At 67.6% G+C, this 25,669-nt stretch carries 17 protein-coding genes; 6 read left to right on the forward strand and 11 right to left on the reverse strand.

The features are described from left to right. Nucleotides 1-3 precede the first annotated feature (3 nt). The gene (locus LuPra_RS26645) at nucleotides 4-1,953 is read left to right on the forward strand and encodes a PQQ-dependent sugar dehydrogenase (RefSeq protein ID WP_110173574.1); all 1,950 of its coding nucleotides are present in this window, start codon (nucleotides 4-6) and stop codon (nucleotides 1,951-1,953) included. 209 nt (nucleotides 1,954-2,162) lie between these two features. On the opposite strand, the gene LuPra_RS26650 is transcribed toward LuPra_RS26645, so the two are convergent. Further along, on the reverse strand, nucleotides 2,163-3,557 hold the full coding sequence (locus LuPra_RS26650; RefSeq protein ID WP_110173575.1) for an ankyrin repeat domain-containing protein: 1,395 nt from the start codon (nucleotides 3,555-3,557) through the stop codon (nucleotides 2,163-2,165). A gap of 6 nt (nucleotides 3,558-3,563) precedes the next feature. Beyond that, the gene (locus LuPra_RS26655; protein WP_157899726.1) at nucleotides 3,564-4,847 is read right to left on the reverse strand and encodes a cytochrome P450; all 1,284 of its coding nucleotides are present in this window, start codon (nucleotides 4,845-4,847) and stop codon (nucleotides 3,564-3,566) included. 138 nt (nucleotides 4,848-4,985) lie between these two features. On the opposite strand from LuPra_RS26655, the gene LuPra_RS26660 reads away from it, so the two are divergent. The 4 genes from LuPra_RS26660 (at nucleotide 4,986) to LuPra_RS26675 (ending at nucleotide 13,779) form a co-directional block, all read left to right on the forward strand. Next, nucleotides 4,986-5,927, forward strand: coding sequence for an amidohydrolase family protein (locus tag LuPra_RS26660; protein WP_110173577.1), 942 nt, complete (start codon nucleotides 4,986-4,988; stop codon nucleotides 5,925-5,927). Between the two features lie 261 nt (nucleotides 5,928-6,188). Continuing rightward, nucleotides 6,189-7,553, forward strand: a complete 1,365-nt coding sequence (locus LuPra_RS26665) for an MdtA/MuxA family multidrug efflux RND transporter periplasmic adaptor subunit (protein ID WP_157899727.1) — start codon at nucleotides 6,189-6,191, stop codon at nucleotides 7,551-7,553. After that, a complete protein-coding gene (locus LuPra_RS26670) occupies nucleotides 7,550-10,651 on the forward strand; it encodes an MdtB/MuxB family multidrug efflux RND transporter permease subunit (protein ID WP_110173579.1) in 3,102 nt (1,033 codons plus the stop codon). Before LuPra_RS26665 ends, LuPra_RS26670 begins: the two co-directional genes overlap by 4 nt. After that, nucleotides 10,648-13,779, forward strand: a complete 3,132-nt coding sequence (locus tag LuPra_RS26675) for an efflux RND transporter permease subunit (protein WP_110173580.1) — start codon at nucleotides 10,648-10,650, stop codon at nucleotides 13,777-13,779. Before LuPra_RS26670 ends, LuPra_RS26675 begins: the two co-directional genes overlap by 4 nt. Nucleotides 13,780-13,910: 131 nt before the next feature. Here the strand turns inward: LuPra_RS26675 and LuPra_RS26680 are convergent, their stop codons facing one another. The 6 genes from LuPra_RS26680 to LuPra_RS26705 form a co-directional block, all read right to left on the reverse strand. Then, nucleotides 13,911-14,501: an NADPH-dependent FMN reductase gene (locus LuPra_RS26680; RefSeq protein ID WP_110173581.1), complete on the reverse strand. Its 591-nt coding sequence runs from the start codon at nucleotides 14,499-14,501 to the stop codon at nucleotides 13,911-13,913. 41 nt (nucleotides 14,502-14,542) lie between these two features. Beyond that, nucleotides 14,543-16,552: a serine hydrolase domain-containing protein gene (locus LuPra_RS26685; RefSeq protein ID WP_110173582.1), complete on the reverse strand. Its 2,010-nt coding sequence runs from the start codon at nucleotides 16,550-16,552 to the stop codon at nucleotides 14,543-14,545. A gap of 244 nt (nucleotides 16,553-16,796) precedes the next feature. Beyond that, entirely contained in the window at nucleotides 16,797-18,368 is a 1,572-nt protein-coding gene (locus LuPra_RS26690) for a glycosyl hydrolase family 79 N-terminal domain-containing protein (RefSeq protein WP_234800569.1), read from the reverse strand. A gap of 62 nt (nucleotides 18,369-18,430) precedes the next feature. Continuing rightward, a complete protein-coding gene (locus LuPra_RS26695; protein WP_110173583.1) occupies nucleotides 18,431-18,808 on the reverse strand; it encodes a hypothetical protein in 378 nt (125 codons plus the stop codon). An 80-nt stretch (nucleotides 18,809-18,888) separates the two neighbouring features. Then, on the reverse strand, nucleotides 18,889-19,485 hold the full coding sequence (locus tag LuPra_RS26700; RefSeq protein WP_157899728.1) for a TetR/AcrR family transcriptional regulator: 597 nt from the start codon (nucleotides 19,483-19,485) through the stop codon (nucleotides 18,889-18,891). 298 nt (nucleotides 19,486-19,783) lie between these two features. Continuing rightward, on the reverse strand, nucleotides 19,784-20,935 hold the full coding sequence (locus tag LuPra_RS26705; RefSeq protein WP_234800570.1) for an FG-GAP repeat domain-containing protein: 1,152 nt from the start codon (nucleotides 20,933-20,935) through the stop codon (nucleotides 19,784-19,786). A 54-nt stretch (nucleotides 20,936-20,989) separates the two neighbouring features. On the opposite strand from LuPra_RS26705, the gene LuPra_RS26710 reads away from it, so the two are divergent. Next, a complete protein-coding gene (locus LuPra_RS26710) occupies nucleotides 20,990-22,282 on the forward strand; it encodes a dienelactone hydrolase family protein (protein ID WP_110173585.1) in 1,293 nt (430 codons plus the stop codon). A 111-nt stretch (nucleotides 22,283-22,393) separates the two neighbouring features. On the opposite strand, the gene melA is transcribed toward LuPra_RS26710, so the two are convergent. From melA to LuPra_RS26725, 3 genes are all read right to left on the reverse strand, one after another. Further along, nucleotides 22,394-23,836: an alpha-galactosidase gene (melA, locus tag LuPra_RS26715; protein ID WP_110173586.1), complete on the reverse strand. Its 1,443-nt coding sequence runs from the start codon at nucleotides 23,834-23,836 to the stop codon at nucleotides 22,394-22,396. A 122-nt stretch (nucleotides 23,837-23,958) separates the two neighbouring features. Continuing rightward, nucleotides 23,959-24,369, reverse strand: coding sequence for a nuclear transport factor 2 family protein (locus LuPra_RS26720; protein ID WP_110173587.1), 411 nt, complete (start codon nucleotides 24,367-24,369; stop codon nucleotides 23,959-23,961). Nucleotides 24,370-24,404: 35 nt separating this feature from the next. Beyond that, entirely contained in the window at nucleotides 24,405-25,652 is a 1,248-nt protein-coding gene (locus LuPra_RS26725) for a DSD1 family PLP-dependent enzyme (RefSeq protein ID WP_110173588.1), read from the reverse strand. Nucleotides 25,653-25,669 lie beyond the last annotated feature (17 nt).

A 25,669-nucleotide genomic window follows, 5' to 3' on the forward strand; every position in this document is an offset into this window, starting at 1 on the left:
CCCATGTCCAGACACGCGACGTCCCTGCTGGTCCTCGTGCTCGGAGCTGGCGGCAGTGTGCTGTTCAGCCAACAGGTGACAAGTGGAGTCGCTGCCCTGCAGAATCCGGTGCCCGCGACGCCCGCGTCCATCGCCGCTGGCAAGCGGGCCTACGACCTCAACTGCGCGGGCTGCCACGGCAACAAGGCGCAGGGTTCGGAAAAGGCTGGCGTCGTGATTTCCATCATCCAGGAGCAGGGCGGAAAGCAGCCGCCCGATCTGACCGACGCGGCCTGGGACCACGGCTCGAGTGACAGCGAGATCTTCGGCGTGATCAAGCGGGGCGTGCCGCCGACGATGATGGCGGGATTCGACGGGCGGATCCCGGACGCGGAGATCTGGAGCCTGGTGAATTACCTGCGGGCGCTCGCGAAGGGCGACGTCACGGTCGCGCCGACCACCGAGACCGCCGCGGCAGTCCGGCCGACGCTGGAACTCGCCGAGTACGTGCAGATGCCGATCACCGCCGATCCCACGGGCGACAACACCCGCGCCCAACTCGCCAGGGTGAACTTCATGCGCGAGGAGCCGGGCGGCCGGCGCTTCTTCGTCAACGACCTCAACGGCCCGCTCTACATCCTCGACAAGGCCAGCAAGCAGTTCACGACGTACCTGGACTTCAACGGCCTCGAGGGCCGGCCGGGGCTGTACCCGCGCTTCACGTTCCAGCGCAATTTCGCCATGGGCCTGATCAACGTGGTCTTCGATCCGGACTACGCGCGCAACGGCGTCTTCTACACGATTCACACCGAAGACCCGACGACGGTCGCAGCTGCGGAACCGAAGGCCGGCGCCGTCGCCGGTCTCGATCTCTCCGCATATCGAACGACGCCCGCCATCTCGACGCCTTCGCAGCCGGACGGCCGCTTCGATCGCGAAGCCGTGATCGTCGAATGGACCGATCGCGACGTCACCAACACGACCTTCGAGGGCACGGCGCGCGAACTGCTGCGGCTGCAGCTGTCCTCACCCATCCACCCGCTCGGGGAATTGACGTTCAATCCCGTCGCAAAGCGCGGCGACCCGGAGTGGCGCGTCATGTATGTCGGCGTCGGCGACGCCGGCACGGGCGAGCGCCCCGACCTGCGCCGGCTGAACCCGCAGCGGCTCGACAACTTCAACGGCAAGATCCTTCGCATCGTGCCGGACCTGCGCGAGCACACGGCATCGAGCACGGTGAGCGAGAACGGCCGCTACCGCATCCCCAACGACAATCCCTTTGCGTCGATGGAAGGCGCGCGCAAGGAGATCTGGGCGTTGGGCCTGCGCAATCCCCATCGGCTGGTCTGGGACGTCGATTCAGCCCGCCCGCGGGCGCCGCGACTGCTGGCGTTCAACATCGGCCTCACCGCGTGGGAGACGGTCGTGGTCATCAAGAAGGGCGCCAACTACGGCTACCCGCTGCGCGAAGGCCCGCAAGCGATGACGCCGCAAGGGATGACGGCGGCCCCGGCAGACGACACGATTCCGGTGCAGATCACCGATACCGTCACACGTGGCCGGATGACGCCGACATATCCGGTGATCGCGTATCCACACTCCGCCACCGGCGGCGACGCGATCGCAGGTGGGATCGTCTATCACGGCGGCAGGATCCCCGCATTGAAGGGAAGGCTGCTGCTGGGCGACATCACGACCGGGCATCTCTGGTATGCGGAGATGAAGGACGTCTTGAGTGCCGACGATGGCAATCCGACCACGCTGGCTCCGCTGCACGAACTGGACGCGAACCTCCGCCGCATCGTCGAGGAGACGTTCCGCGCGCGGGGGGGCCGTGGCGATGTGCTGCCCGGCGCAGCCGCCGTGTCTGGGCGCGGACGGGTGGACGTCCGCGTCGCGGAAGACAGCGCCGGCGAGCTCTACCTCCTCACGAAGAGTGACGGCATGGTCCGGCAGGTCATGGGCATGAGGTAGGCCCCTCCGCAAAATGGCGGGCCGTGCAATGCCGGAATGCCGCGAATGCCGGGAGTGTCGAACAAAGACCACGCAACGCTGAAGAACTGGTGGCGTCGGGGCTGTCCCAGCCCGACGGCGCGCGAAACGCGATGTGTAGGCGTCGACCTTGGTCGACGGTCAGGGATGCGTCGAGCAAGCTCGACGCCTACACGTGGGGTCCTCGACGTTCAGCGTTCGGCGTTCGGGGCCGACGGACCGCGTGCGTCGATCAGCAGGCGATCCGCCTCGTCATAGCCCGTCGGGACGACGACGCGAGACGCAATCGCTCCGGCGTCGAGCAGCGCCGCGATCGACGTGGGCTGCCGGCGCTCGCGCCAGTAGGAGATCGTGCAGGCCCGGACGGCGAGCTGTAGCGGGGTGAAACCGGCGCCGTCGGTGGCATGGACGGGGGCGGCTTGCCCGAGCAGGTATCGCACCGCGTCGTGTTGCGCGCGCCACGCGGCGACGTGCAGCGCGGTGGTCGCCGGAGAAATGCCGAAGTAGCCGTCGCCCTCGGCCCAGATCGCGCCGATCGGCACGCCGATGGCCAGCAGGCACCGAAGTGCCGCCACGTTGCCGTTACCCGCTGCCAGCGCGAGCCATTCGCCGCCGCTGACACGGCAGGCGGGCGACACGTCCGGATTCGCGGCCAGCAGCGCTCGCGCGGCCGCCTCGTCGCCTCGCGCACATGCCACGAGAAAGCCGGGCACGCCATCGGCTGGTATCGGCGCGCCGGCGTACTCAAACAACGCCAGCAGATCGGCACGGCTCCGCCACGCCGCGACGGCCAGGGCATCGACGTCGTCGCGTCCGTGCGCGGCACGCGGTTGCATCCGTCGAGTGGGATCGGCGCCGTGCGCGAGCAGCGCCTCGACGATCGTGGCCGCGTTGTCGCGACGCACGGCCTGCTGAAGAGGGGTGAGGCCCCACACCGTCTGGCCGTTCGGATCGGCGCCGTGTGCGAGCAGGTACCTCACGCCCGGCTCATCGTGCCAGTCGTGCTTGCGGAGCAACATGGTGGCAAGACTGGCGCCGTTGAGACGTCCCGATTCGACGAGCGCCGCGATCACGTCGGGGTCCCACCCCTCGGGCGCGTGGTAGGTCACCTCGCCGTCGTTGGGGTCGGCGCCGCGTTCGAGCAGCAGGCGTGTCAGCGCCGCATCGTGCGCGACGCCCGCGGCACCGTAGAGCACACTCTCGAACTCCGGGTTCGGCGAATGCGCCTTCTCGTAGAAGCCCGTGCTGGCCGACGCGCCGGCGTCGAGCAACCGGGTCGCCGCGCGGACGAACGCGCCGGACCTGGCACGATCGATACGCAGGTAGCGCGAGAAGCACAAGTACGTGAGCGGGTCCCAGCCTCGAGGCCCGCCGCGCACGGCGGCGGACGCAGGATCAGCCGCCAGGCATGCGGCGACGGCGCTGTCGTCACCGAAGACGGCGGCGGCATGGATCGTCGCGTTGACGACGTCGGGATGCGCCTGCCGGATCTTCTCAGCCTCCTCGAGGCCACCCGCCATGTGCGACACCTCGAGCGATACGGATCCGGCTTCGATGAAGGCGTCGACGACAGAGGCTGGTGGCATCGGCGGTCAGAGCGGGCGCAGCTCCAGTATGAACGTGGTCGGAAACGGCCCGACGCTCCGGAGCCTGCCGTCAAAGCCCTCGGCGCGTCGCAGGTGCGGCATCCGGAGCAATGCGGCGGCCATCTCGGTCACGAGCGCCACGGCCGTCTGCCGCCCGAGGCAGTGGTGCACGCCGGCGCCGAAGTGCAGGTAGTGCTCGTCCGGGCGATCGAGGCGGAAGGCCCTGGGACTGTCGACGGCGCTGGGGTCCATCATCGCCGTGCCCAGGCCGACGAAGACCGTGGTGTCGGCGGGGATGATCCTCGTCTTGCGCCTCCCCTCGCCAAGGGTGTGCGCGCGGACGCTGCGACGGATCACGACTGGAGTGGGCGTGTGGAAGCGCAGGGTCTCGAACACGAATGACTGGAGCCGCGCCATGTCGTGCTCACGGGCCGCGGCTGTCGTCGCCTCGAGCAACTCCGCATCGTCCAGCCAGCGGTCGATGACGCGACACACGGCGGCGTTCACGTTGTCGATCACGCCGGCGACGCACCACAGCAGGTTGTCCCGAATCCACGTGTCGGCAGACTGGGCATCGCCTCCCTCCTGCCGTTCCAGCATGCGGCCCAGCACGTGATCGCATATGACACCGCCCGCGCGATCGGCGCGAGTGTCGGCGATGAGTTCGTCGAGGTAGGCGCGAAATTCCAGGCTGGCGCGCATCGCGCGGCGTGACAACAGCGGCACGCCGAGCAGGTTGACGAAAGCGTCGGTGAAGATGGCGCGGGCCCACCGCGCCAGCGACGCGGGATCCGGCCCGGGCACGCCGAAGTAATCGCCGATGACCAGCGACGGCACGAGGCGCCCGAAGCCGCCCACGAGATCGAGGCGCCCGCCGGCGGCCGCGGCCGTCAACGTCTCGGTGGCGTGGACGGCGGCGCGTTCTCGGACGCGACCCTCGTCCTCCCGACGGAACGCCGAACCGAGGCGTTCCAGCTGCCGGCGGTACTCGGGCCCGTCGTCCATGCCGAGCAGGAACGAGGGACCGCGATTGATGCGCGTCATCGCCTCGCCGTACGGCGCAACGCTGAACACGTCGCTGCGGCTCAGGACCTCCAGCACATCGTCGTAGCTGGTGATGAACGCCAGCCCTGGAAGTGCGAACTCCGGATCGTGTGTCCGCAGATCCTCGAGGACGGCGTCGGCACGCAACGTCAGCCATTCCCGAAGGACCGCGACTCCCGACTCCGCGGGGGTGCCGGAGTTGCGACTTGCCCGGTACTCGTCGAGGAAGGTGACGGCGCCTGTCATGGGACCCGACACCATGAACGACGATGGGCGGTCGAGCGGACAACGGGTGCTGGCCCTCCCCCGGCCGGGATGTCACCTGTGAGATGCTCTGCGGACGCGACGCGACAACTCGCCATCGCGTGCGGAGGAGATGGAGCGATGGACCGACGTGCGTTCCTCGGCAGCCTCGTGGCTCCCGCCCTGATGCCCGCCCTTGCCCGCCAGAGTCCGGCCCCAGCGAACGAGTGGGGCACGGCCGTCTTCGACCTCCATTTTCATTTGCGCCCGCAGCCGGCGAGCGTGCTGGCCCACCTGGACGGTGCGGGCATCACCGGCGCCAACCTGCTCACTCGCGGCGACGCCCGCGAGCGAGTCGAAGCGCTGCAGGCGACGGCGCCTGGCCGCTTCACGTGGTTCGCCAGCGACGACATCTCGGACCCGGCCGCGCAACAGCGACTCACCATGGCCGTGAAAGCGGGGGCCCGCGGCTTCGGCGAGCTGAAGTTCCATGTGACCGCCGACGGCCCGGAGTTGCAGCGCATGTACGCGCTCGCAGGCGAACTGGGCGTGCCGATCCTCGTGCACTTCCAGGAAGTGGATCATTTCCCCGGCGAGGGCACCTGGGCCACCGGATACGCGCGCACGTTCGACAAGGTGCTGGCGGCGCATCCGAAGACGACCTTCATCGGTCACGCCGACGCGTTCTGGGCCAACATCAGCGCCGACTACCGCGACCAGGCGGCCTATCCGACCGGCCCGATCGTCCCTGGCGGGGTCACCGACCGATGGCTGGCTGACCACCCCAACCTGTTTGCCGACATATCAGCCAACTCCGGCAACAATGCGCTCTCGCGTGACCCGGCCTTCACTGCGGCGTTCCTCGAACGCCACCAGGACAAGCTGATGTTCGGCAGTGACTGCGGCTGCAGTGACGGACACGGCGGTGGCGTCAGCCAGAACAACAATCCCGCCGCAACGCGCATGGCTGGAAAATGCGTGGCGAGGGAGACGCTCGGCCTGCTCAAACGGACGACGACGCCAGCGATCTTCAGCAAGATCACCTGGGGCAACGTCCATGCATTGCTGAAGGTGCCCGCCTGAACCCAGCGTACGGGTGTAGCGCCTCGCCCCAGCCGGGCGCCACGCAGACTGACGACCGCGGTCGAGCTCGTACCTGATAGGCCCTGTCCGGCATGTTGACGGCATGTGAACAAAGTGTGAAAACGGACCCGCCGGCACTCGTTAACAGGAATTTCATCGTCACAAGAGGACGATTCCTGCCGCCGGCAGGACATGCCAGCCCCCCGGCAGGCGTACTCCAAGTCATCCGGCAGCGATCGAGCAGCCGGCACGGACCCATTCATGACCACTACGAGCGACGCGCAACCTGACCTCACGCATCCCGAGCCGACCCCGCGTCGGCGTTTCCGCCCATGGCAATGGCTCATCGGCCTCTTGCTGGTCGCCGGCGGTGCGGGCCTGGTCTGGTACTACGACTTCGGCACGCCGGCGGCGCGGCCCGGCCAGTTCGGCGGCGGTGGGGGCGGCGGTCGAGGCCCCGGTGGGCCAGGAGGAGGAGGCCCGGGAGGGCGCCGGCCGGACGAGAAGCCACCGGTCCGGGTAGTCACGGCCGAGACGCGGAATATCGGCGTGGCGCTGAAGGCGCTCGGCACGGTGACGCCGATCAATACGGTCACGGTGCGCCCTCGCCTGGACGGCGAGCTCGTGAAAGCCCACTTCACCGAGGGACAGCGCGTGCGCGAAGGCCAGTTGCTGGCAGAGATCGACGCGCGACCGTACGAGGTCGCGCTGGCGCAGGCGCAGGGCAACAAGGCCGAGAACGACGCCCGGCTGAACAATGCCCGCGCTGACTTTGCCACCTACCAGTCGCTCTTCGAGCGTCAGCTGATTCCCAAGCAGCAGCTCACCGCGCAGGAGGCGCTGGTCAAGCAGGTGGAGGGCACCGTCCAGTCCAACGACGCCCAGGTGAACAACGCGAAGCTGCAGCTGTCCTACACGAAGATCGTCGCCCCGATTTCGGGCCGGCTCGGGTTGCGGCAGGTGGACGTCGGCAACCTCGTACGCTCCGGCGACGCCAACGGCATCGTGGTGATCACCCAGATGCAGCCGATCTCGGTGCTGTTCACCGTGCCCGAGACCGATCTGCCGGCGGTGCTCGACGCGATGGGCCGCGGTCAACGGCTGGCCGTGCAGGCCTGGGATCGCGCCGAGACGACCCAGCTCGCGACGGGCACGTTGCAGACGGTCGACAACCAGATCGACACGACGACCGGCACCATCCGCCTGCGTGCGGTCTTCGTCAACGCCGACGACAAGCTGTTCCCCAACCAGTTCGTCAACATCGTGCTCAGCCTGTCGACGCTGCGGGACGCGACCGTCGTGCCATCGGCGACAATCCAGCGCGCCTCGTTCGGTACCTTCGTGTACGGGGTCAACGACGAGAACAAGGCCACGGTGCGTCGCGTGACGCTCGGCCCGGCCGAGGGTGAGCGCGTCGCCGTCACCGAAGGGCTCAAGCCGGGCGATCGCGTCGTGCTGGAGGGCGTCGACCAGCTGCGCGAAGGCGTCACCGTGGAAGTGGTTGCCGCGGCGACCGACCGTGATGCGCCCGTGGCGCCGCGCCGTCCGCGCGGCCAGCGTGGCGCGCCGCCAGGACAGGCGACGACCGGCGCCAAGGCGGAGCCAAAGTCGGAGACAAAGCGATGAACATCTCGCGCCCATTCATCCAGCGACCGGTGGCAACCGCGCTCCTGATGGGGGCGTTGCTGCTGTCGGGCATGCTCGCGTACCGGCTCCTGCCGGTCTCGGCGTTGCCGCAGGTCGACTACCCGACCATCCGCGTGCTGACCTTCTACCCGGGCGCCAGCCCGGAGGTGATGACGAGCGCCGTGACGGCGCCGCTCGAGCGGCAGTTCGGACAAATCCCCGGGCTCGATCAGATGTCGTCGACCAGTTCGGGGGGCGCGTCAGTGCTGACGCTGCGCTTCTCGCTGGACAAGAAAATCGAGGTGGCCGAACAAGAAGTGCAGGCGGCCATCAACGCCGCCGGCAACCTGCTGCCCAACGATCTGCCGCAGCCGCCGGTCTACAACAAGGTCAATCCGGCCGACACGCCGGTCCTCACCCTGTCTGTCACCTCGCCCACGATGCCGCTGCCCGCAGTCTACGACCTGGTGGACACGCGCATTGCGCAGAAGCTCTCGCAGTTGCCCGGTGTCGGGCTTGTGAGCATCGCCGGCGGCCAGCGGCCCGCCGTTCGCATCCAGGCCAACCCGCAGGCCCTGGCTGCCCACAACCTGAACCTGCAGAGCTTGCGGGCCGTGATTGCCGCGGCCAACGTCAATCAGCCGAAGGGCAACTTCGACGGCCCCGAGCGCTCGTTCATGCTCGACGCCAACGACCAGTTGCGGTCGGTGCAGGCGTACAAGGACCTGATCATCGCCTACCAGGACGGTGCGCCGCTGCGCTTGTCGGACGTGGCGCAAGTGGTCGACGGCGCCGAGAACACGCGCCTCTCGGCATGGGCCGACGATGCACCGGCCGTGCTGGTGAACATCCAGCGGCAGCCTGGCGCCAACGTCATCGACGTGGTGGATCGGATCCGCGCCGTGCTGCCTCAACTCACCGCCAGCCTGCCCGAAACGGTGTCGGTTGCGGTGCTGAGCGACCGTACCGATACGATCCGCGCCTCGGTGCGCGACGTGCAGCACGAGTTGGTGTTCGCCGTGGCGCTCGTCGTGATGGTCACCTTCGTCTTCCTGCGCAACGTGCCCGCCACCATCATCCCCAGCGTCGTGGTGCCGCTGTCGCTGATCGGCACGTTCGGCGTCATGTACCTGGCCGGCTACTCCATCAACAACCTGACGCTGATGGCCCTGACCATCGCCACCGGCTTCGTCGTCGACGATGCCATCGTCATGGTGGAGAACATCGCCCGCTACCTCGAGGAAGGGGCTACGCCGATGCACGCCGCGCTCGAAGGGGCCCGGCAGATCGGCTTCACGCTGGTGTCGCTCACGGTGTCGCTGATCGCCGTGCTGATTCCGCTGCTGTTCATGGCCGACGTCGTCGGCCGCCTGTTCCGCGAGTTCGCGATCACGCTGGCGGTCTCGATCCTCATCTCGCTGGTGGTCTCGCTGACGCTGACCCCGATGATGTGCGCGCGCCTGCTCAAGGCGGAACACGACGAGTCGCACGGGCGGCTCTACCGCGCGACCGGATACATCCTCGACAAGACGATCGAGCTCTACGGAAGGGCGCTGAACGTCGCGCTGCGCTACGAAGCGGTGACGCTCCTCATCGCGCTGGCGACGATGGCGCTGACGGCCTGGCTCTACATCGTCATCCCGAAGGGCTTCTTTCCGGTGCAGGACACCGGGGCCATCCAGGTGATCACCGAGGCGCCGCAGACCGTGTCGTTCTCGGCGATGGCCGACCTGCAGCGAGACGCGGCGCGCGCCATCCTGAAGGAGCCTGACATCCACGGCCTGTCGTCGTTCATCGGCGTCGATGGCTCCAACGCGACGCTGAACAGCGGCCGCATGCTGATCACGCTGACGTCGCACGAGATGCGTCACCGCAGCGCCACCGAGATCATCGCGTCGCTGCGCGACCGCGTGGCCAAGGTGCCGGGCATCATCCTGTACTTCCAGCCCGTGCAGGACCTGACCATCGAGGACCGGGTCAGCCGCACGCAGTTCCAGTTCACGCTCGAGGACCCGGACGCGAACCGTCTCGCCGAATGGGTGCCGAAGCTGCTGGCGCGGCTGCAGAAGTCGCCCTTTCTCGCGGACGTGGCCAGCGACCTGCAGGACCGCGGCCTGCAAGCCTTCGTGGACATCGACCGCGATGCCGCCAGCCGCCTCGGCATCCGCGTCGCCGCCATCGACGATGCGCTCTACGACGCGTTCGGCCAGCGGCTGATTTCGACGATCTACACGCAGGCCAACCAGTATCGCGTCGTGCTCGAGATCGATCCGCGCTTCCAGGTCGGCCCCGAAGCGCTCGGGCAGGTGTTCGTCATGACGGGCGACAGCCGCCAGGTGCCGCTGTCCAGCCTGGCGACCATCAAGGAGCGCAATACCCAGTTGGTCATCAGCCATGCTGGCCAGTTCCCTGCCGTGACGATGTCGTTCAACCTGGCGCCCGGAGCGTCACTGGGCAGTGCCGTGGCGGCAATCGAGGAGGCGCAGGCCGAGATCCGCATGCCGGCCAGCGTCCAGACGACGTTCCAGGGAGCCGCGGCGGCGTTTCGCGCGTCGCTCGACAGCACACTGCTGCTGGTGCTCGCGGCCATCGTGACGATGTACGTCGTGCTCGGCGTGCTCTACGAGAGCTACATCCACCCGATCACCATCCTCTCGACGTTGCCGTCGGCCGGCGTGGGCGCGCTGCTCGCACTGCTGATGACCGACCGTGACCTCAGCTTGATCGCCATCATCGGCATCATCCTGCTGATCGGCATCGTCAAGAAGAACGCGATCATGATGATCGACTTCGCGCTCGATGCCGAACGCAACGACGGGCTCAGCCCGCGCGACGCGATCTACCAGGCGGCGCTCCTGCGCTTCCGGCCGATCCTGATGACAACGCTGGCGGCGCTGTTCGGCGCGCTGCCGCTGATGCTTTCGACGGGTTCCGGCGCCGAGATGCGTCAACCGCTCGGTGTGGTCATGGTGGGTGGCCTGCTCGTCAGCCAGGTACTCACGCTCTTCACGACGCCGGCGATCTACCTCTTCTTCGACCGGATCGCGCGTGCCTGGCGGACGTCCCGCCAGTCCGTGGCCGTGGAGGAGCCGGCATGAGCCTGTCCTCGCCATTCATCGAGCGTCCGGTCGCTACGACGCTGCTCAGCCTGTCGGTGGTGATGGTCGGCGTGCTTGGCTACATGCTGCTGCCCGTGTCGCCGCTGCCGCAGGTGGACTTCCCCGCGATCTCGGTGTCGGCGTCGCTGCCCGGCGCCAGTCCCGAGACGATGGCCTCGAGCATTGCAACTCCGCTCGAGCGGGCACTCGGCACGATCGCCGGCGTCAACCAGATCGATTCGCAGAGCTCGCAGGGCTCGACGCGGATCTTCATCCAGTTCGATCTGGGCAAGAACATCGACACCGCCGCCCGCGAGGTGCAGGCGGCGATCAATGCGTCGCGCTCACTTTTGCCGAGCTCGCTGCCAGGGATGCCGCAGTACCGCAAGATCAACCCCTCGCAGGCGCCGATCATGCTGCTGGCACTGACCTCGAAGACCGCGACCTCAAGCGAACTGTACGACCTCGCGTCGACGGTGCTCGCGCAGAAGGTCGCGCAGGTGATTGGGGTCGGCGACGTCACGGTGGGCGGTGGCTCGCTGCCTGCCGTTCGCGTCGAGTTGCAGCCGCAGGCGCTCACCCAGTACGGCATCTCGCTCGACCAGGTGCGCCAGTCGATCAGCGGTGCGAATCTCCTGCGGCCGAAGGGGATCATCGAGGACGGCGAGCGGCACTGGCAGATCCAGGCCAGCGACCAGCTGACGAAAGCCGCCGACTACCGACCGCTCGTGATTGCCTATCGCGGCGACGCGCCGGTGCGACTGCAGGACGTCGCCAACGTCTACGACGGCATCGAGGACCGCTACAACGCCGGCTACTTCAATAACGAGAATGCCGTGCTGCTCGTGGTCAGCCGGCAGCCCCAGGCCAACATCATCGCCACCGTCGACGGCGTGATGGAGCAGCTGCCCGCCCTGCGCGCGTTCCTGCCGGCCGGCGTGTCGCTCGACGTCGCCAGCGACCGATCGCCCACCATCCGCGCCACGCTGCAGGAGGCACAGCGGACCCTGCTCATCGCCGTGGCCCTCGTCGTCTTCGTCGTGCTGCTGTTCCTGGCGAATTTCCGCGCCGCGATGATCCCGGTCACCGCCGTGCCGGTGGCGCTGGTCGGCAGCTGCGCCGTGATGTACCTGTGGGGCTTCTCGCTCAACAACCTGTCGCTGATGGCGCTGATCGTGGCCACAGGCCTGGTCGTCGACGACGCCATCGTGGTGCTCGAGAACATCTCGCGGCATGTCGAGGAAGGCATGGCGCCGATGGCCGCGGCGCTGCAGGGCGCCAGGGAAGTGGGGTTCACCCTCCTCTCGATGAACCTGTCGCTGGTGGCGGTGTTCGTGTCGATCCTCTTCATGGGCGGTATCGTCGAGCGGCTGTTCCGCGAGTTCTCGATCACGCTGGTGGCGGCGATCCTGATCTCGCTGGTCGTGTCGCTGACGCTCACGCCGATGCTGTGCGCGCGCTGGCTGTCTGCACGCCGGCTGCGCCCGGGGCGCCTGCAGCGGATCAGCGATGCCGTGTTCGGCCGCCTGCGGCGCGGCTATGGCCGTTCGCTCGACTGGGCGTTACACCACGCGCCGATCATCCTGATGCTGTTCATCGGCGTGGCCGCGCTCAACGTCCACCTGTACATGAAGGCGCCCAAGAGCTTCCTGCCGGACCAGGACACAGGTCAGCTGGGCGGCTTCATCCGTGGCGACGACGGCATGTCGTTCCAGATCATGCAGCCGAAGATCGATGCGTTCCGCAAGGCGGTGCTGAAGGATCCGGCGGTCGAAAGCGTGGCCGGGTTCATCGGTGGCGGGCGCGGCATCAACAACGCCCAGATCTTCGTGCGCCTCAAGCCGCTGAAGGAGCGCATGGTCTCGGCGCAGGTGGTGGCCGACCGCATTCGCCGCAATCTTCCGCCGGTTGCCGGCGCGCGGATGTTCCTGAACGTGGACCAGGACATCCGCTTCGGCGGCGGCTTCGGTCGTGGTACCTACTCGTACACGCTGCGCGCCGACGACCTCGGCCTCTTGCGCGTCTGGGGCCAGCGGATCCGCTCGGCATTGTCCCAGTTGCCGGAGGTCACCGGCATCGAGGACGAACTGATCTCCAGCCAGCAGATCACCCTGGACGTGGATCGCGAGGCAGCCCGTCAGCTCGGCATCGAGATGAACACGGTGACCCAGGCGCTCAACAACGCGTTCGGCCAGCGGCAGGTGTCGACGATCTACAACGCGATGAACCAGTACCGCGTCGTGATGGAGGTCGCACCGCGTTTCGCCCAGGGACCCGAAGCCCTCGACGAGGTCTATGTGGTGACCGCGGCCGGCCGCGTCCCCTTGTCGTCGTTCAGCCACTACACACGCAGCACGGCCAACGATCGTGTCAGCCGCAACGATCAGTTCGCGTCGACGAGCATCGGCTTCGAGCTGGCGCCCAACGTCAGCCTGAGCCAGGCCGAGACGGCCATCAACCGCGCCGTCTCGCTGCTTACCATGCCCTCGTCGGTGCAGGGCCGGCTGCAGGGCAACGCCAGCCTGTTCCAGCGCATGCAGGGTAACCAGCCGGTCGCCATCCTCGGCACGCTGCTGGTCGTCTACATCGTGCTCGGCGTGCTCTACGAGAGCTACGTCCACCCGCTCACCATTCTGTCGACGCTGCCGTCGGCGGGTGTGGGCGCGCTGATCGCGCTCCTGCTGCTCAAGACCGACTTCAGCCTCGTCGCGCTGCTGGGGGTGTTCCTGCTGATTGGCGTCGTGATGAAAAACGCGATCCTGATGATCGACGTCGCGCTGCAGATCGAGCGGGAACGAAACGCCACGCCAATCGCGGCGATCCGGGAAGCGTGCCTGCTGCGGCTGCGGCCGATCCTCATGACGACCATGGCGGCGCTGCTCGGGGCCCTGCCGCTGATGCTGGGCGAGGGCGAAGGCGCGGAACTGCGGCGTCCGCTCGGCATCGCGATCGTCGGGGGCCTGGCCATGAGCCAGATACTGACGCTGTACACGACGCCGGTCGTCTACTTGTATCTCGAGGAGATCCGCACCAAGTTCTCACGGCGGCGGGCCGCGAGGCGTCATGCCCCGCCGCGCCCGTCGGAGGACACGGCGCAGGTGACGTCGATGCCTGCGCACGGCCAGTAAGGCTCAGCCATCACGAGCGCAGGACCCCAGGATCTCTGGATCCAAGGACATCAGGACCTCAGGAGCTCAGGGCTGAGGGCTCAGGCAGTACCTGCTTGAGACCTGAGACGTGAGACCTGAGACTTGAGACGTCATGCGTTGTCGGGCAGCGCGATCTTCACGCGGATGATGAACTGATGGAACTCGTGCATGAAGTTGCGGAGGAAGTCGGCCGTCTCCTTCACCGTGACCGTGCCGGTGTCGTCGATCAGGTCGGGCGTGAACTGGATGTAGGCTTCGACCGCGTTCATCTGCGGTGAGTTGCAGAACGCGAGGATGCTGCGCAGGTGCTGCTGCGCCACGGCCGTCCCGATCTTGCCGGGTGAGGTCCCGATGATCGCCGATGCCTTCCGAGTGAAGGCATTGGAGCCATAGGGACGGCTGGCCCAGTCGATCGCGTTCTTGAGCGCGCCAGGGATCGAGCGGTTGTACTCCGGCGTGACGAACAGGACGGCGTCCGATTCGTTGATCGCCTGCTTGAATGCGCGTGCCACCGCCGGGAAGTCCGCGTCGAGGTCGTAGCTGTAGAACGGCAGGTCGCTGAACGGGATCTCCGTCATCGCGAGTTCGGGTGGCGCGAGCTTGACGAGCGCCCCGGCGAGGCGACGATTCAACGAGGCTTTCGCGAGACTCCCGACGAGGTAGCCGACCTTGTACGTCCTGCCCTGTGGTGTCGATGCCATGGGTCAGTGTGCTCGCCCGGCAACGTGATGTCCACGTCAGCCTAGCGCGGCTCGAAGCGATACTCGTGTTGGGCGTCCCTGAGGATGAGGCTGGGTGTCTGCCCCTTGACGACGACGAATTCAAAGCCGATGAGGCCCGGCTCGGTCGTGAGGAAGGACACCGAGCCGTCGGGGTTGGTGCGTGACCCGACCTCGCTCTTCCATTCACCGAAATCGAAGATCGTGGCGGCGCCGTTGCGGCTGACGGCGATCTCGCCGAGCGCGGCATTCGAGTAGCGCGCCGCAAGCGTGCCCGCAAGCGCAGGCTCGGCCGGCACCGTCAGCAGCTTGCGCTCGGCAGCGAGTTGCTCTGCGTACGTCTTCGCACCTGCCGCGAGCTGGGCATCCGCCTCGGGACGTCCATCGAACAACACTTCGAGCAGCTTCCGGCGGAAGCCGCCGCGAATCAACCACCCCGGGTCTCCATTGGTCAGGATCACCGCGCCGACGTTGTGATCGGGGAGCCAGATCATGTCGCTGTGGAAGCCAATCATGTCGCCGCCGTGATGGACGACCGACACGCCGTACGTGGTATCGACCGACAGCCCCATCCCGTAGGTCGAGTCCTTGCCGGTGGGCACCTGCGGCACGCGGCGCTCGAGCAGCGGCGCCTTGGCGACGTAGCGGACGCCACCCGGCAAGTTCCCCTGTGCCAGCTCCATCTGCACGTACTTGAGCATGTCGGTGACATTGCTCCACGCGGCCCCGGCCGGACGCACCGGGATGATGGAGTAGTTGATCGCCATCGCCGCGACGGCCGGATGGCCGTCGACGTCCGAGGCGTGCGCGGCGGCATGGTTGCCGGCGAGCGCGCGCGCATAGTCGAAGGTAGTCGACGTCATGCCGAGCGGGGTCAGGACCTGCTCCTGCATCGCGCGGTCGTACGCCGTCCCGAGGTCGAGATCGGGAAACAGCACGTGTCCGCCGATGAAGCCGGCGGCGCCGGCGAGCGGGTTTGAATACTGGAACATCTCGCCGAACTTGCTGGTCGGCTGCATCGAGCCGAGCGCGGCGACCGCGCGCTCCGGTGTGAGGTCCTTGAACTCGAACAGCCACTCGAAGTCCTGGCGGGGCAGGCCCGTGCAGGCGCAGATCAGGTGCTTGACCAGCACCTGGCGAGTGGTCGCCTCGTCGCCGAGCCTGAACGACGGCAGCAAGGTCGTGACGGGCGTGTCCCACGTGATCTTGTGCTGATCGACGAGCCTTGCGAGCAGCAACGTCGTCAGCGCCTTCGTGTTGGAGGCAATCATGTAGAGGCTGTCGGCGTCGACTGGTGTGGACGTGCCGAGCTCGCGGACGCCGAAGCCACCCGCAAACACGGTCTTGCCGTCCTGGACGAGGCCGACCGAGACGCCGGGCACACCCGTCGCCTTGCGGCCCGCCTCGACGAACGCGCCGAGGGCGGCAATTCGGGCCGCGTCGAGGGGATGTGCTTTCTTGCCGGCAAACGTCTCGCGCGTGTAGCCCTTCGGCAGCAGTCGATCGAAAACGAGGCTGACCTGCGCGCCACGCTTCTCGCCGACGTCCTGGGCCATGTCGTAGATGACCACCGTCCACTGCCCGTCGGCGTACAGGGCGAAAGCGGCGACGTCGCGGCGTTCGTTCGGCGACGTCTGGTAGGACATCTGCCGCCTTCGGGACCAGCCGTCCCGGTCGGGTAAGTCGTTGGTGACCTTGAGCGGCCAGCGTGTCTGCGGCGGATAGGCGGCCCAGGCAGCCGTCACGGCGGCCTCGGCATCGGCGCCCTGCACGTCGATCAACGCGAGGCGCGATCCCCCTTCGGGAGCCTCCAGGATCGTGGCAGGACCACGCACGACGATGCTCCAGCCAGACGGCGCGATGAAGCCATTGCCCGCGGTCGTGGTCCTCGGCGTGTCGGCGGTCAGGCGCTCGGCACCGGCGGTCGCGGCCTGGCCATGGCCGGCTGCCGCAGGGTTCCACCCGCCGGCCGTGACGAGGGCCGAGGCGACCAGTGAAGCCGAGACGAACAGGCCCGCGGTGAACGGCGGCATGGTGCCTCCTGTAGTGGATGGGTCCGTTGCGCGGATCAAACGACAGAACCGCCCACGCGTCAACCCGCGCTCACCACTCGGGATGTCGCCAGCGAAGGTAGTGCCCGTTCCCCGAACCCGCCGCCCGGCGGAGCCGGACATCGGCGGGTCTTCAACGCGGCCCGGTGGAGGGCCGGGCTCCACCTTCGCCAAGGCTACGGTGGACAAGTCGGAGAGTCGGCCCTACCACGTCAGCGGCAGTTGATCACGGCCGACAGCCAGGATTGTCAGCACCGGCGAGGGCGACAAACGTGATGCTCGCCGGTGACAGCGACAGCGTGCCGGCCGGCGAAGCAGCGCCGCGGAGCGCCGGCACGGTCCCGTCCTTGCCGGCAGCCAGCGCTGCGCCGTTCAGTTGCACCGCGTGCGACAGCAGTCCGGTAGACGATGCGAGCGTGTAGCGCTCGCCCTTCACCGGCATCGTCAATTCGAGCGTGGCTGTTCGCTCGGTGTTGACAACAACGAGCGCAACGCCGCCGGGCGTTCCCGCCAGGCAGTGCGCGAAGAGGTCCACACCCGCCGGCGAGGGACCTGCGTCGAGCACCCGTGTGCCCATCAGCCGCTTCCAGAGCACCGCCGCCCAATAGCTCGGTCGCGGTTCGAGGGTGTCCTCGTCGATCAGCGCGTAGTCGCTGGCCGACAACGTGTTGTGCATCACCACCTGGACACCGAGCCTGGCGACCCGCCCGAGCTGTTCGACATAACGGAACGTGTCGGTGAACGTCGAGGCCCAGGGATTGCCGCCGCAGCCGGTCTCGCCCGTCTCGGTGAGCCAGATCGGCTTGCCGGGCTCGAAGCGATCGCGCAACGCGATGTAATGGCGTGCGTCGCGCTCGGTGCGGGCGAGCCAGTCTGGCGACAGCGCTGCTTCGGCGGTGTGCGCCTGCTGCGCGGTGACGCCCGCGCCGGCGCATCGCTGCGAGACGCTGTTGTACGAGTGGTAGGAGAAGACATCCACGCCGGGACCGGTGGCCGCGAGCATCGCCTCGCTCTTGATCCCGGGGTAGTTGGCGAGCAGACCGCCCTCGCCCACCGAGCCGGGGCCGAGGACCCGCAGGGCTGGCGCCGCCTTCCTGATGAACGGCAGGAACACGCCGAAGTCGCGCGCGTAGGCCGCGGCGTCGTAGCCCTTCGGGGCGCCGCCGATCACCGCCACGTTCGGCTCGTTGAAGAACTCCGCCGCCGTGATGCGTCCGCCGACCGTGTCGGTGTACGCAAGCAGTTTTCGCAGTTGGTCGGGTGTCCACGCACCGGACGCGTCGCGCGTGCCGACGCTGATCGCGACCGACGTGACGAGGGCCGCGTCGGTCGCCTTCGCGAACTCGACGACACCGCGCCACTGCGCACGGGTGAGCACACCGCCGAAGCCCTCGGGCGGAGTCGCCGGCGGCGGCGTGTCTGCGTCGTGGAAGTACGTCGAGTTGGCCCACGTCCCACTCACCCGCATGTACGCTGGTCCGAGCGCTGTCGCCAGCCGTCGAAGTCGCTCGTTACCGAGGTCGAGCGGAGTGCGCATACGGAACGCATTCGCGTCCAGACCGGCGACCAGGGGTGTGGCGCCGCCGCCGGCCGTCGTCGACGGATCGGCCTTGTAGGGCGCCGAGAAGCGGCCGCCCGTGACCTCGACCATCTCGACGTTGTACGAGACGAAGCGCGGATCGACGTCGGCGACGCGGCGGAACAACCCCGGCTGGATCGGCCCTGACTGGGCATGTAGCGCCGCCAGCACCGCGATGGTGTACATCGCGACCACGGCTGGAAGAACGAATCGCTTCATGGTGCCTCTCCTGGTACTGACGTGTAGCCGTCGAGCTTGCTCGACGGAAATCGCATGGCGGCCTACTGCCGAGTGGCCGTGAACGTGCCGGTGGCCATGTTCTCCACGTCCACCGTGCCCTTCACCACGCCGTCATCGCCAATCGTGCCGGTCCAGGTGTTGGTGTAGGTGCCCGCCTCCGCCTGGACCTCGAACCGGATCGTGATCGCGCGTTCCTTGACGGTACCGCTGACGGGCGCGGGCTTGGCGCGGCCGTGGAAGTCGATCGTGCCGGCGACCACCTCTCCGTCCTGTTTCAGGACGAGCGTCGCGTCGAGGTCGTTGTTGGCGATCTCGCCGGTGACCTTGTACGTGCCCGACACGTCGGGCGCAGCGAACGGCGCCGCGGTGAAGGCGACGGTGAGGACAGTGGTGGCGAACAGGCGGGCAAAAGAAGGCATGCGATTTCTCCTCGAAAACACAGAAAGTTGTAAGTGCTTACTTTTTACCATACGTCGGTCCTGCCGGTTCACGAGCGCCGTTACTGGCCCGCGCGCAGGCCGTTCAGCAGGGCGACCGCCTGCACGCCGATTTCCCGCTCGGTGAGCCCGAGCGGATTCACCCCGAGCACGTTCCACAACCCGAAGTGGCTCGCCATGCTGACCAGCATGTGCACCACGAGTTCGGGACGCACCCCCGCGAAAGCGCCCTCGGCCTGTCGCCGCGACACATACTCGCGCAGGAAGCCCGTGACCGGCGCGGTGTACTTGACCTGCCACACGCGGGCGAGTTCCTGGTGCTCGAGCGCGGCGAAGAGCATCAGGCGGTGGTAGGTGGGATGCGCCCGATACGAGGCCAGCACCGCCGTCACCACCGCCCGGAACAGCGCCTCATCGTCACGCGTCTCGGCGATCTCGCGCAGCTGCCTCAGCCACTCCTCCACCTCGGCCAATGGCACCTGGTGCTCGAGCACGGCGAGGTACAGGCTCTCCTTCGTGGGGAACAGGCGGAACAGGACCGTCTCGCTGGCGCCGACGGCCGCGGCGATCTCCCGCGTGGTGGTGCCGGCAAAGCCGTGCTCCCCGAACAGTTCCGCTGCCGCGTGCAGGATCTGCGCACGCCGGGCCCCGCTCGGCACGTGCCTGCGGACGAGCGCACCGGGACGGCTCGCAGCTGAGGAACGGGGGGAGCGGGCGGCTCGAGGCATGGTCGGACGGAATGGTAGCATCTGCTACCAACTAGTCAATCTCACGTCGCGTGGTAGCGTCGAGCAAGCTCGACGCCTACGCTTGGCCGGACGCTCGCCCCTGCCGATGTGCGCCTGCGGCCGCGCCGGGGTCTCCGGACGCGGCATATATGGCCGGGCTCGGAGAGCCGGCCCTGCCCCTGATGCCGGCCCTGCCCCCGATTCCGGGCCTACCGCCGACGACGGCGTGTCACGGCCGGGGCTGTTGCTCGAACAGCATGACGTTGCCGGTCGACGCCCCCGAGCAGACGATGTCCAGGCGCCCATCACCAGTGAGGTCTGCGACCTTGCAGTCGGCGCCTGCCACGTGCCCCTGGTCGAGCACGGTCGGCGTCCACCGCGTGCCCGTCGCATCGTCGGCGCGGTAGATCGTGACGCGGAAGTCCTTGCCGCGGAAGCCACCGATGATTTCGTCGCGCCCGTCGCCATCGAGGTCAGCCACCGCAAGTGCGTGGCCATTGCTCATGCCCCGCTCGATGACGAGGCTATCCCACCCGGACGGCCGATCCAGATACACGACGACGTTGGTTCCATGGAACGGTTCGATCGTCGCCAGGAAACGCCGCTGGCCGAGCGCCCCGACCTTGACCTCGCTGCTGCCACACAGCGGACAGGGCTCGACGTTGCCGGAGGTGATCGGCACGTGTGTCCACTCGCCGTCCTTCGGCACCAGCCGCTGCAGGCCATCGAAACTCGCCGTAAGCATTTGCCATCGGCCCGGTGCCCACTCCACGGGATGGATGCTGTGCACGATGCCGGTGAGCGTCGACGAAATCTGCTGCCGCACCCAGGTGCCGGGACGGTAGGCGTAGATGGGCGTCCGGCCCTCGTACTTCGGCGCGACCACGCCGGTGCCGGCAAACGGCGCGACGATCAACGACGGCGCCTTGCCGGGCTCGACACGCATCCAGCGCACGCGATGCGCCGTGGGCACGGCGTCGATGGGCCGCGACGTCCACGCCTGCGTCGGATCCTCACCATGTGTCAGCAGGAGCACCTGCCCGACGCTGCGCGCCGGATCGGTCTCGAACCGGTGCGCCAACGCGATCTCGGGAATGCCGTCGCCGTCCAGATCGTACGTGTCCAGGTTGATGACGCGCGGCACCGCCGTCACCAGCACGTGACGTGCCCAGGTGGGGTTCTCGTACCACGCCAGGTCCTGGGCGCGCTCGTCCACGACGATGACGTCGAGGCGCTTGTCGCGATTCAGATCGGCGAGCACCAACTGATAACCCATCCCCAGGCCGGAGACGATCGACGTGGCCCTGAAGACGGGCAGTGCCGAGGCCGGAGGGGCCTGGGCCCCTGACACCAGCAGCAGCATCAGCACGAATGGAAGCATGCGCCGCCAGTCTACCCGTTGCGCCGGTGGCGGCGCTGCGACAGGATCGGCGGCATGAGCGCTTCGTCCTCGTCCCGTTCCCACCGCGTGAACCGACGGCGCTTCCTGCAGGCCGCCGCGATCGCCAGCACCACACCGATGGCTGCAGGGTCCACGAGAGCGCGCGCAGCCGACACGACGCAACAAGCCACAGCCGCGGCACGTGCCGTCGCGCCCAGCGGGTCCGACGTCGGATCGCTCTTCCCCTTCATCCAGAAACAGGCGGTGCAGGGGCCGTTTCCAATGTCGTTCACGAACCCGCAGTTCCGGTCACTCGAGGACTGGACGGCCACGGCCCGCGCCACGGTACTGGATCTGCTCCACTACGCGCCGCCCCCCTGCGATCCCCGCGCGGAGACCTTCGAGCGCGTCGACTGCGGCGATTACATCCGCGAAAAGGTGTTCTTCAACACGACCCCGGACCTGCGCGTTCCCGCCTACGTCCTGGCGCCAAAGCGTGCCACGGCTGCGAGGCCGGCCCCGGCGATCGTGGCCCTGCACGATCACGGCGGCTTCTACTTGTGGGGCAAGGAAAAGCTCGTGTCTGTCGACGGCGAGCACCCGGTCTTCACCGAGTTCCGCCAGCGCTACTACGGCGGTCGCAGCATTGCCATCGACCTGGCGCGGCGCGGCTACGTGGTGGTCGTGATCGACATGTTCTACTGGGGCGATCGACGCATGCTGCTCGACGACGACCCGGCCGACTGGCGGGATCGACCGTCGACGATGGCGCCCGAACGCGTCCAGGCCTTCAATACGCGGGCCAGCCAGAACGAACAACTCGTCGGCCGCACCCTGTACACGGCCGGCATCACCTGGCCCGGCGTGATGTTCTGGGACGACATCCGTACCGTCGACTATCTGTTGACCCGTCCGGACGTGGACTCGAAGCGAATCGGTTGCGTCGGGCTCTCGGTCGGCGCCGTCCGGTCCGCGCATCTCGCGGCGCTGGACGATCGCATCAAGGCTGGCGTCGTCGTGTGCTGGATGACATCGTTCCCGGGACAGTTGAAGAAGCACATCCGGAACACCATCGGACACACGAAGGTGGTGCCCGGCCTGCATCGACACCTGGACTACCCCGATGTGGCGTCGCTCGCGATGCCGAGACCGGTGCTGTTCATGAGCGGGAGCCAGGACGGGCTGTTCGACCTCGATGCCGTCAAGGCGAGCTTCGCGACCTTGAACGCGTGTTATGCGAAGGCCGGCATGCCCGACCGGTGCCGGACGCGCATGTACGACAGCCCGCACCAGTTCAACGCCGAGATGCAGGCCGAGGCGTGGGCCTGGCTCGAGCGCTTCGTCTGAGTCGGGCAGCCTGCAGCCTGCAGCCTACGGGCTACGAGTCGGCGGCGGCAGCAGCGCTCAGCGCCGATGCATTCCGAAGGCCGACTGCCGAATGACGAAGGCCGTCTCGGTTCACCGATCCGTCTTCTGCTCGACGAGCTTGCCGAAACGCTGGTGAATGGCCAGGGCCGGGTCGAGCGGCACCTGCACGGGCACGACATCGTCCGGAATGCTGATGACCGGCGTCGGACGAATCGTCCGTCCCGTGAACTCGGGCAGCCAAAGGCGCTGCGCCTCCAGCATCTCGGTGGCCATCTCGCGGATCTCCCGGAGCGTGCACACCGCGGCCGTCAACGGATCGAGCGCGAGCGCGTGGACGATGTGCTCGGGATCGCCGGTCAGCGCGGCTTCTGCCGTCAGTTGCTGCACGTTGATGTTGGTCATGCAGGCGGCGGCACATTGCGGCGGCAGTGCTCCGATGCGCGTCGGGTGGATCCCGGTGGCGTCGGCGAAGGCCGGAACCTCGACGCAGCTGTCGCGCGGCAGGTTGTCGATGTAGCCATCGTTGTAGACATTGCCCATGAAACGGAAGGGGCGGCCGGTCGCGACGGCCTCCATGATCCACGAGCAGTACTCGACGCTGCGCCGGGCGCACGCGGTCTCCTCGAACTCCAACGGATCGACCTCGGCGTACTTCTCCGCCATGGCCTTGCCCCAGGTGTAGTAGGCCCCGCTCTCACCACCGAACGCCGGTTCGTCGCAGTAGAGGGCGAGCGCCGCCCGGTTCTTGCGGAACCAGGGCACGTACTCGCTCAGATGCCCGGTCGACTCGGTCATGAAGTAGCCGAACTGGCGGAAGACCTCGCCGCGCACCTTCTCGTTCTTGTAGTACTCGGGCCGCTCGAATCTCTCGCGCAGTTCCGGGTACAGGTCGCGGCCCTCGTGTTCGAGCCGCAGGAACCAGTCCATGTGGTTGATGCCGCCGCACGTGTAAGTGATCGCATTCTTGTCTGCGATGCCACAGTAGCCGGCAATCAGGTCCAGCGTGGTCTGCACGCCGTGGCACAGGCCGACGAACGGCATGCGCGTCAGGCGGCCGAGCGCGAGACAGTTGGCTGCCATCGGGTTCGCGTACTGCAGCATGATCGCTCCGGGCCGCGCGACCTCTTCCATGTCACGGGCAATCCCGGCCAGCACGGGGATATGACGCAGCCCGCGGAACACGCCGCCGGGGCCGAGCGTGTCCCCGATGCACTGATCGACGCCGTACGCCAGCGGCACCTCGTAGTCCACGGCATACGCATCGAAGCCGCCGACCTGGATCATCACGACGACGAAGTCTGCGTCGCGGATCGCCTCGCGCCGATCGGTCGTCGCCCACACGGAGGCGGCCAAACCGTTGTCGCGAATCATCCGCGAGACGAAGCTCTCCATGCGGCGCAGCTTCGTCTCGGTCGGCGACATCAGCGCGAACTCGCTGTCACGAAGCGCCGGGGTCGCCAGGATGTCAGCGATCAGGGTCTTGCAGAACACGACCGATCCGGCGCCGATCATCGCGATCTTGTGTCGTCCCATCACATGTCTCCCGGGCTGCGTCGTCGCCCAACCTGTTCCGCTGGCGTCAGCCGAGGCTCAAGCATTCCCTGAGACCTGAGACCTGAGACCTGAGACCTGAGACCTGAGACCTGAGACGAAGATCACGTCGCCGCCTTGATGCCCATCACCTCTTGGACTTTGGCCGTGTCGAGGTACTGCTGGAAGCTCACGATCCGGCCGTCGCGCACCCCCCAGATGTGACAGGCCTGCGCGTCCATGCCCTTGCCCGTGGCCTTGGAGGTTCCCGAATACCTGAGTTCCACGACCACCGTGTCACCGGCGTCGTGGTAGGTCTTCGGCTGGACCTTGAAACCATCCCAGTCGTTGCCGATTCTCATGAACAGATTGTTGAGGATGGCGTCGGGCCCGACCCACGGCTCCCCGCTCGGCCTGTACGGATTGCCCTCGGCCTGGCGCCACTCGATCGCCGGATCCATGGCCCCGAGCACCGTGCTCATGTCGCCACGCCCGAAGGCCTCGTACACGCCCTTCACGAATTCCACATTGCCCATGTGAACCTCCAGGTACCTCGTGACTCGATCACGGCCTACTGCGACTTGCCTCTTGCCGTGATGGGAATCACCCGCTCGACGCGATCCTTGCGGATGCCGTACATCACGTCGTAGAGGTTCACCACCGGATCGCAATGCGGCACGATCATCTCGACACGGTCACCCATGGCGTACGCGCGCGACGGATCCGACTTGAACGTGATCACGCCGAATTCATCCGAGCCGGCGTTGTAGTCGGCGCCCGGCTCACCGATGACGCCGGCGTGCGGCACGTTCAGCGTCAGCGCCTTGGAGCCGGCATCGATCGTGAGCTTGCCCGGGAACCGGTTGTTGAGCACCGTGCCGACGACCGTCAGCGACGACGCGAAGTCGTCGTACACCGGCTGGCCATCCTCGCGGCCGATCGCGAGGTACTGCATGTCCATGAATACGTAACTGCCGACCTGCACGTCGGTGAACCCGGGCACGAGGTGCTGGATGTTGTAGGTACCGGTGCCGCCGCCGCTGAAGATCTCGGTGTTCAGCCCGGCCTTCTTCATGGCGGCACACGTGCCCGCGTTGGCCTCGATGTTGGCCAGCGCGCGCTCCTTGCGCGCCGCGAACCCCGTGATGTGCTGGGCGCCGCCGTCGTAGGACAGCAGGCCGCGCAGCTTCAGCCCGGGCAACGTGTCCACGAGCTTCGCGAGTCGCAACGCGCCCTCGCCAGCGGGAATGCCGCTCCGCGTTCCCACCGCGACGTCGACGACCACGTCGGCGACCACGCCCGCCTCCTGCGCCGCGGCCGAGAGGTCGCGGGCGTTGCGCTCGTCGTCTACCGCCTGGACGAATCCGGGCGCCCGCTTGCGGAGCTGCATGGCGCGCCGGATCTTCGACGGCGAGAGGTTGGCCGTGGTCATGCAGATGCGATCGATGCCATGCGGCATCAAGGCCTCGGCCTCGCCGAGCTTGGCGCAGCAGACGCCGATCGCGCCTGCGGCGAGCTGGAGCTTCGCGATGTCGGCGCTGCGATGCGTCTTGGCGTGCGGCCGAGTCGCCAGCCCGAAGCGCCGCATCGCCGCCTGCATCGTCTTGATGTTGGCCTCGAGTCGATCGAGGTCGACGCACAGTGCCGGGGTGTCGAGGTCCCACTTGGACGTGCCGACTTCGGACAGGCTGCCGGCCAGGCGGCCGGCAACCTCGTGGGTCGTGTAGCCCTTCACCGTGCGAGGCACCCAGACATCGGCCGCAAGGGCCGTCGACGATGCGAGGAAGACACGACGGGTGGCAGAAGGAGTTGTCGCCATGCGCACACTCTAAGCCT

This window comes from Luteitalea pratensis (assembly GCF_001618865.1).
GTDB classification, from domain to species: domain Bacteria; phylum Acidobacteriota; class Vicinamibacteria; order Vicinamibacterales; family Vicinamibacteraceae; genus Luteitalea; species Luteitalea pratensis.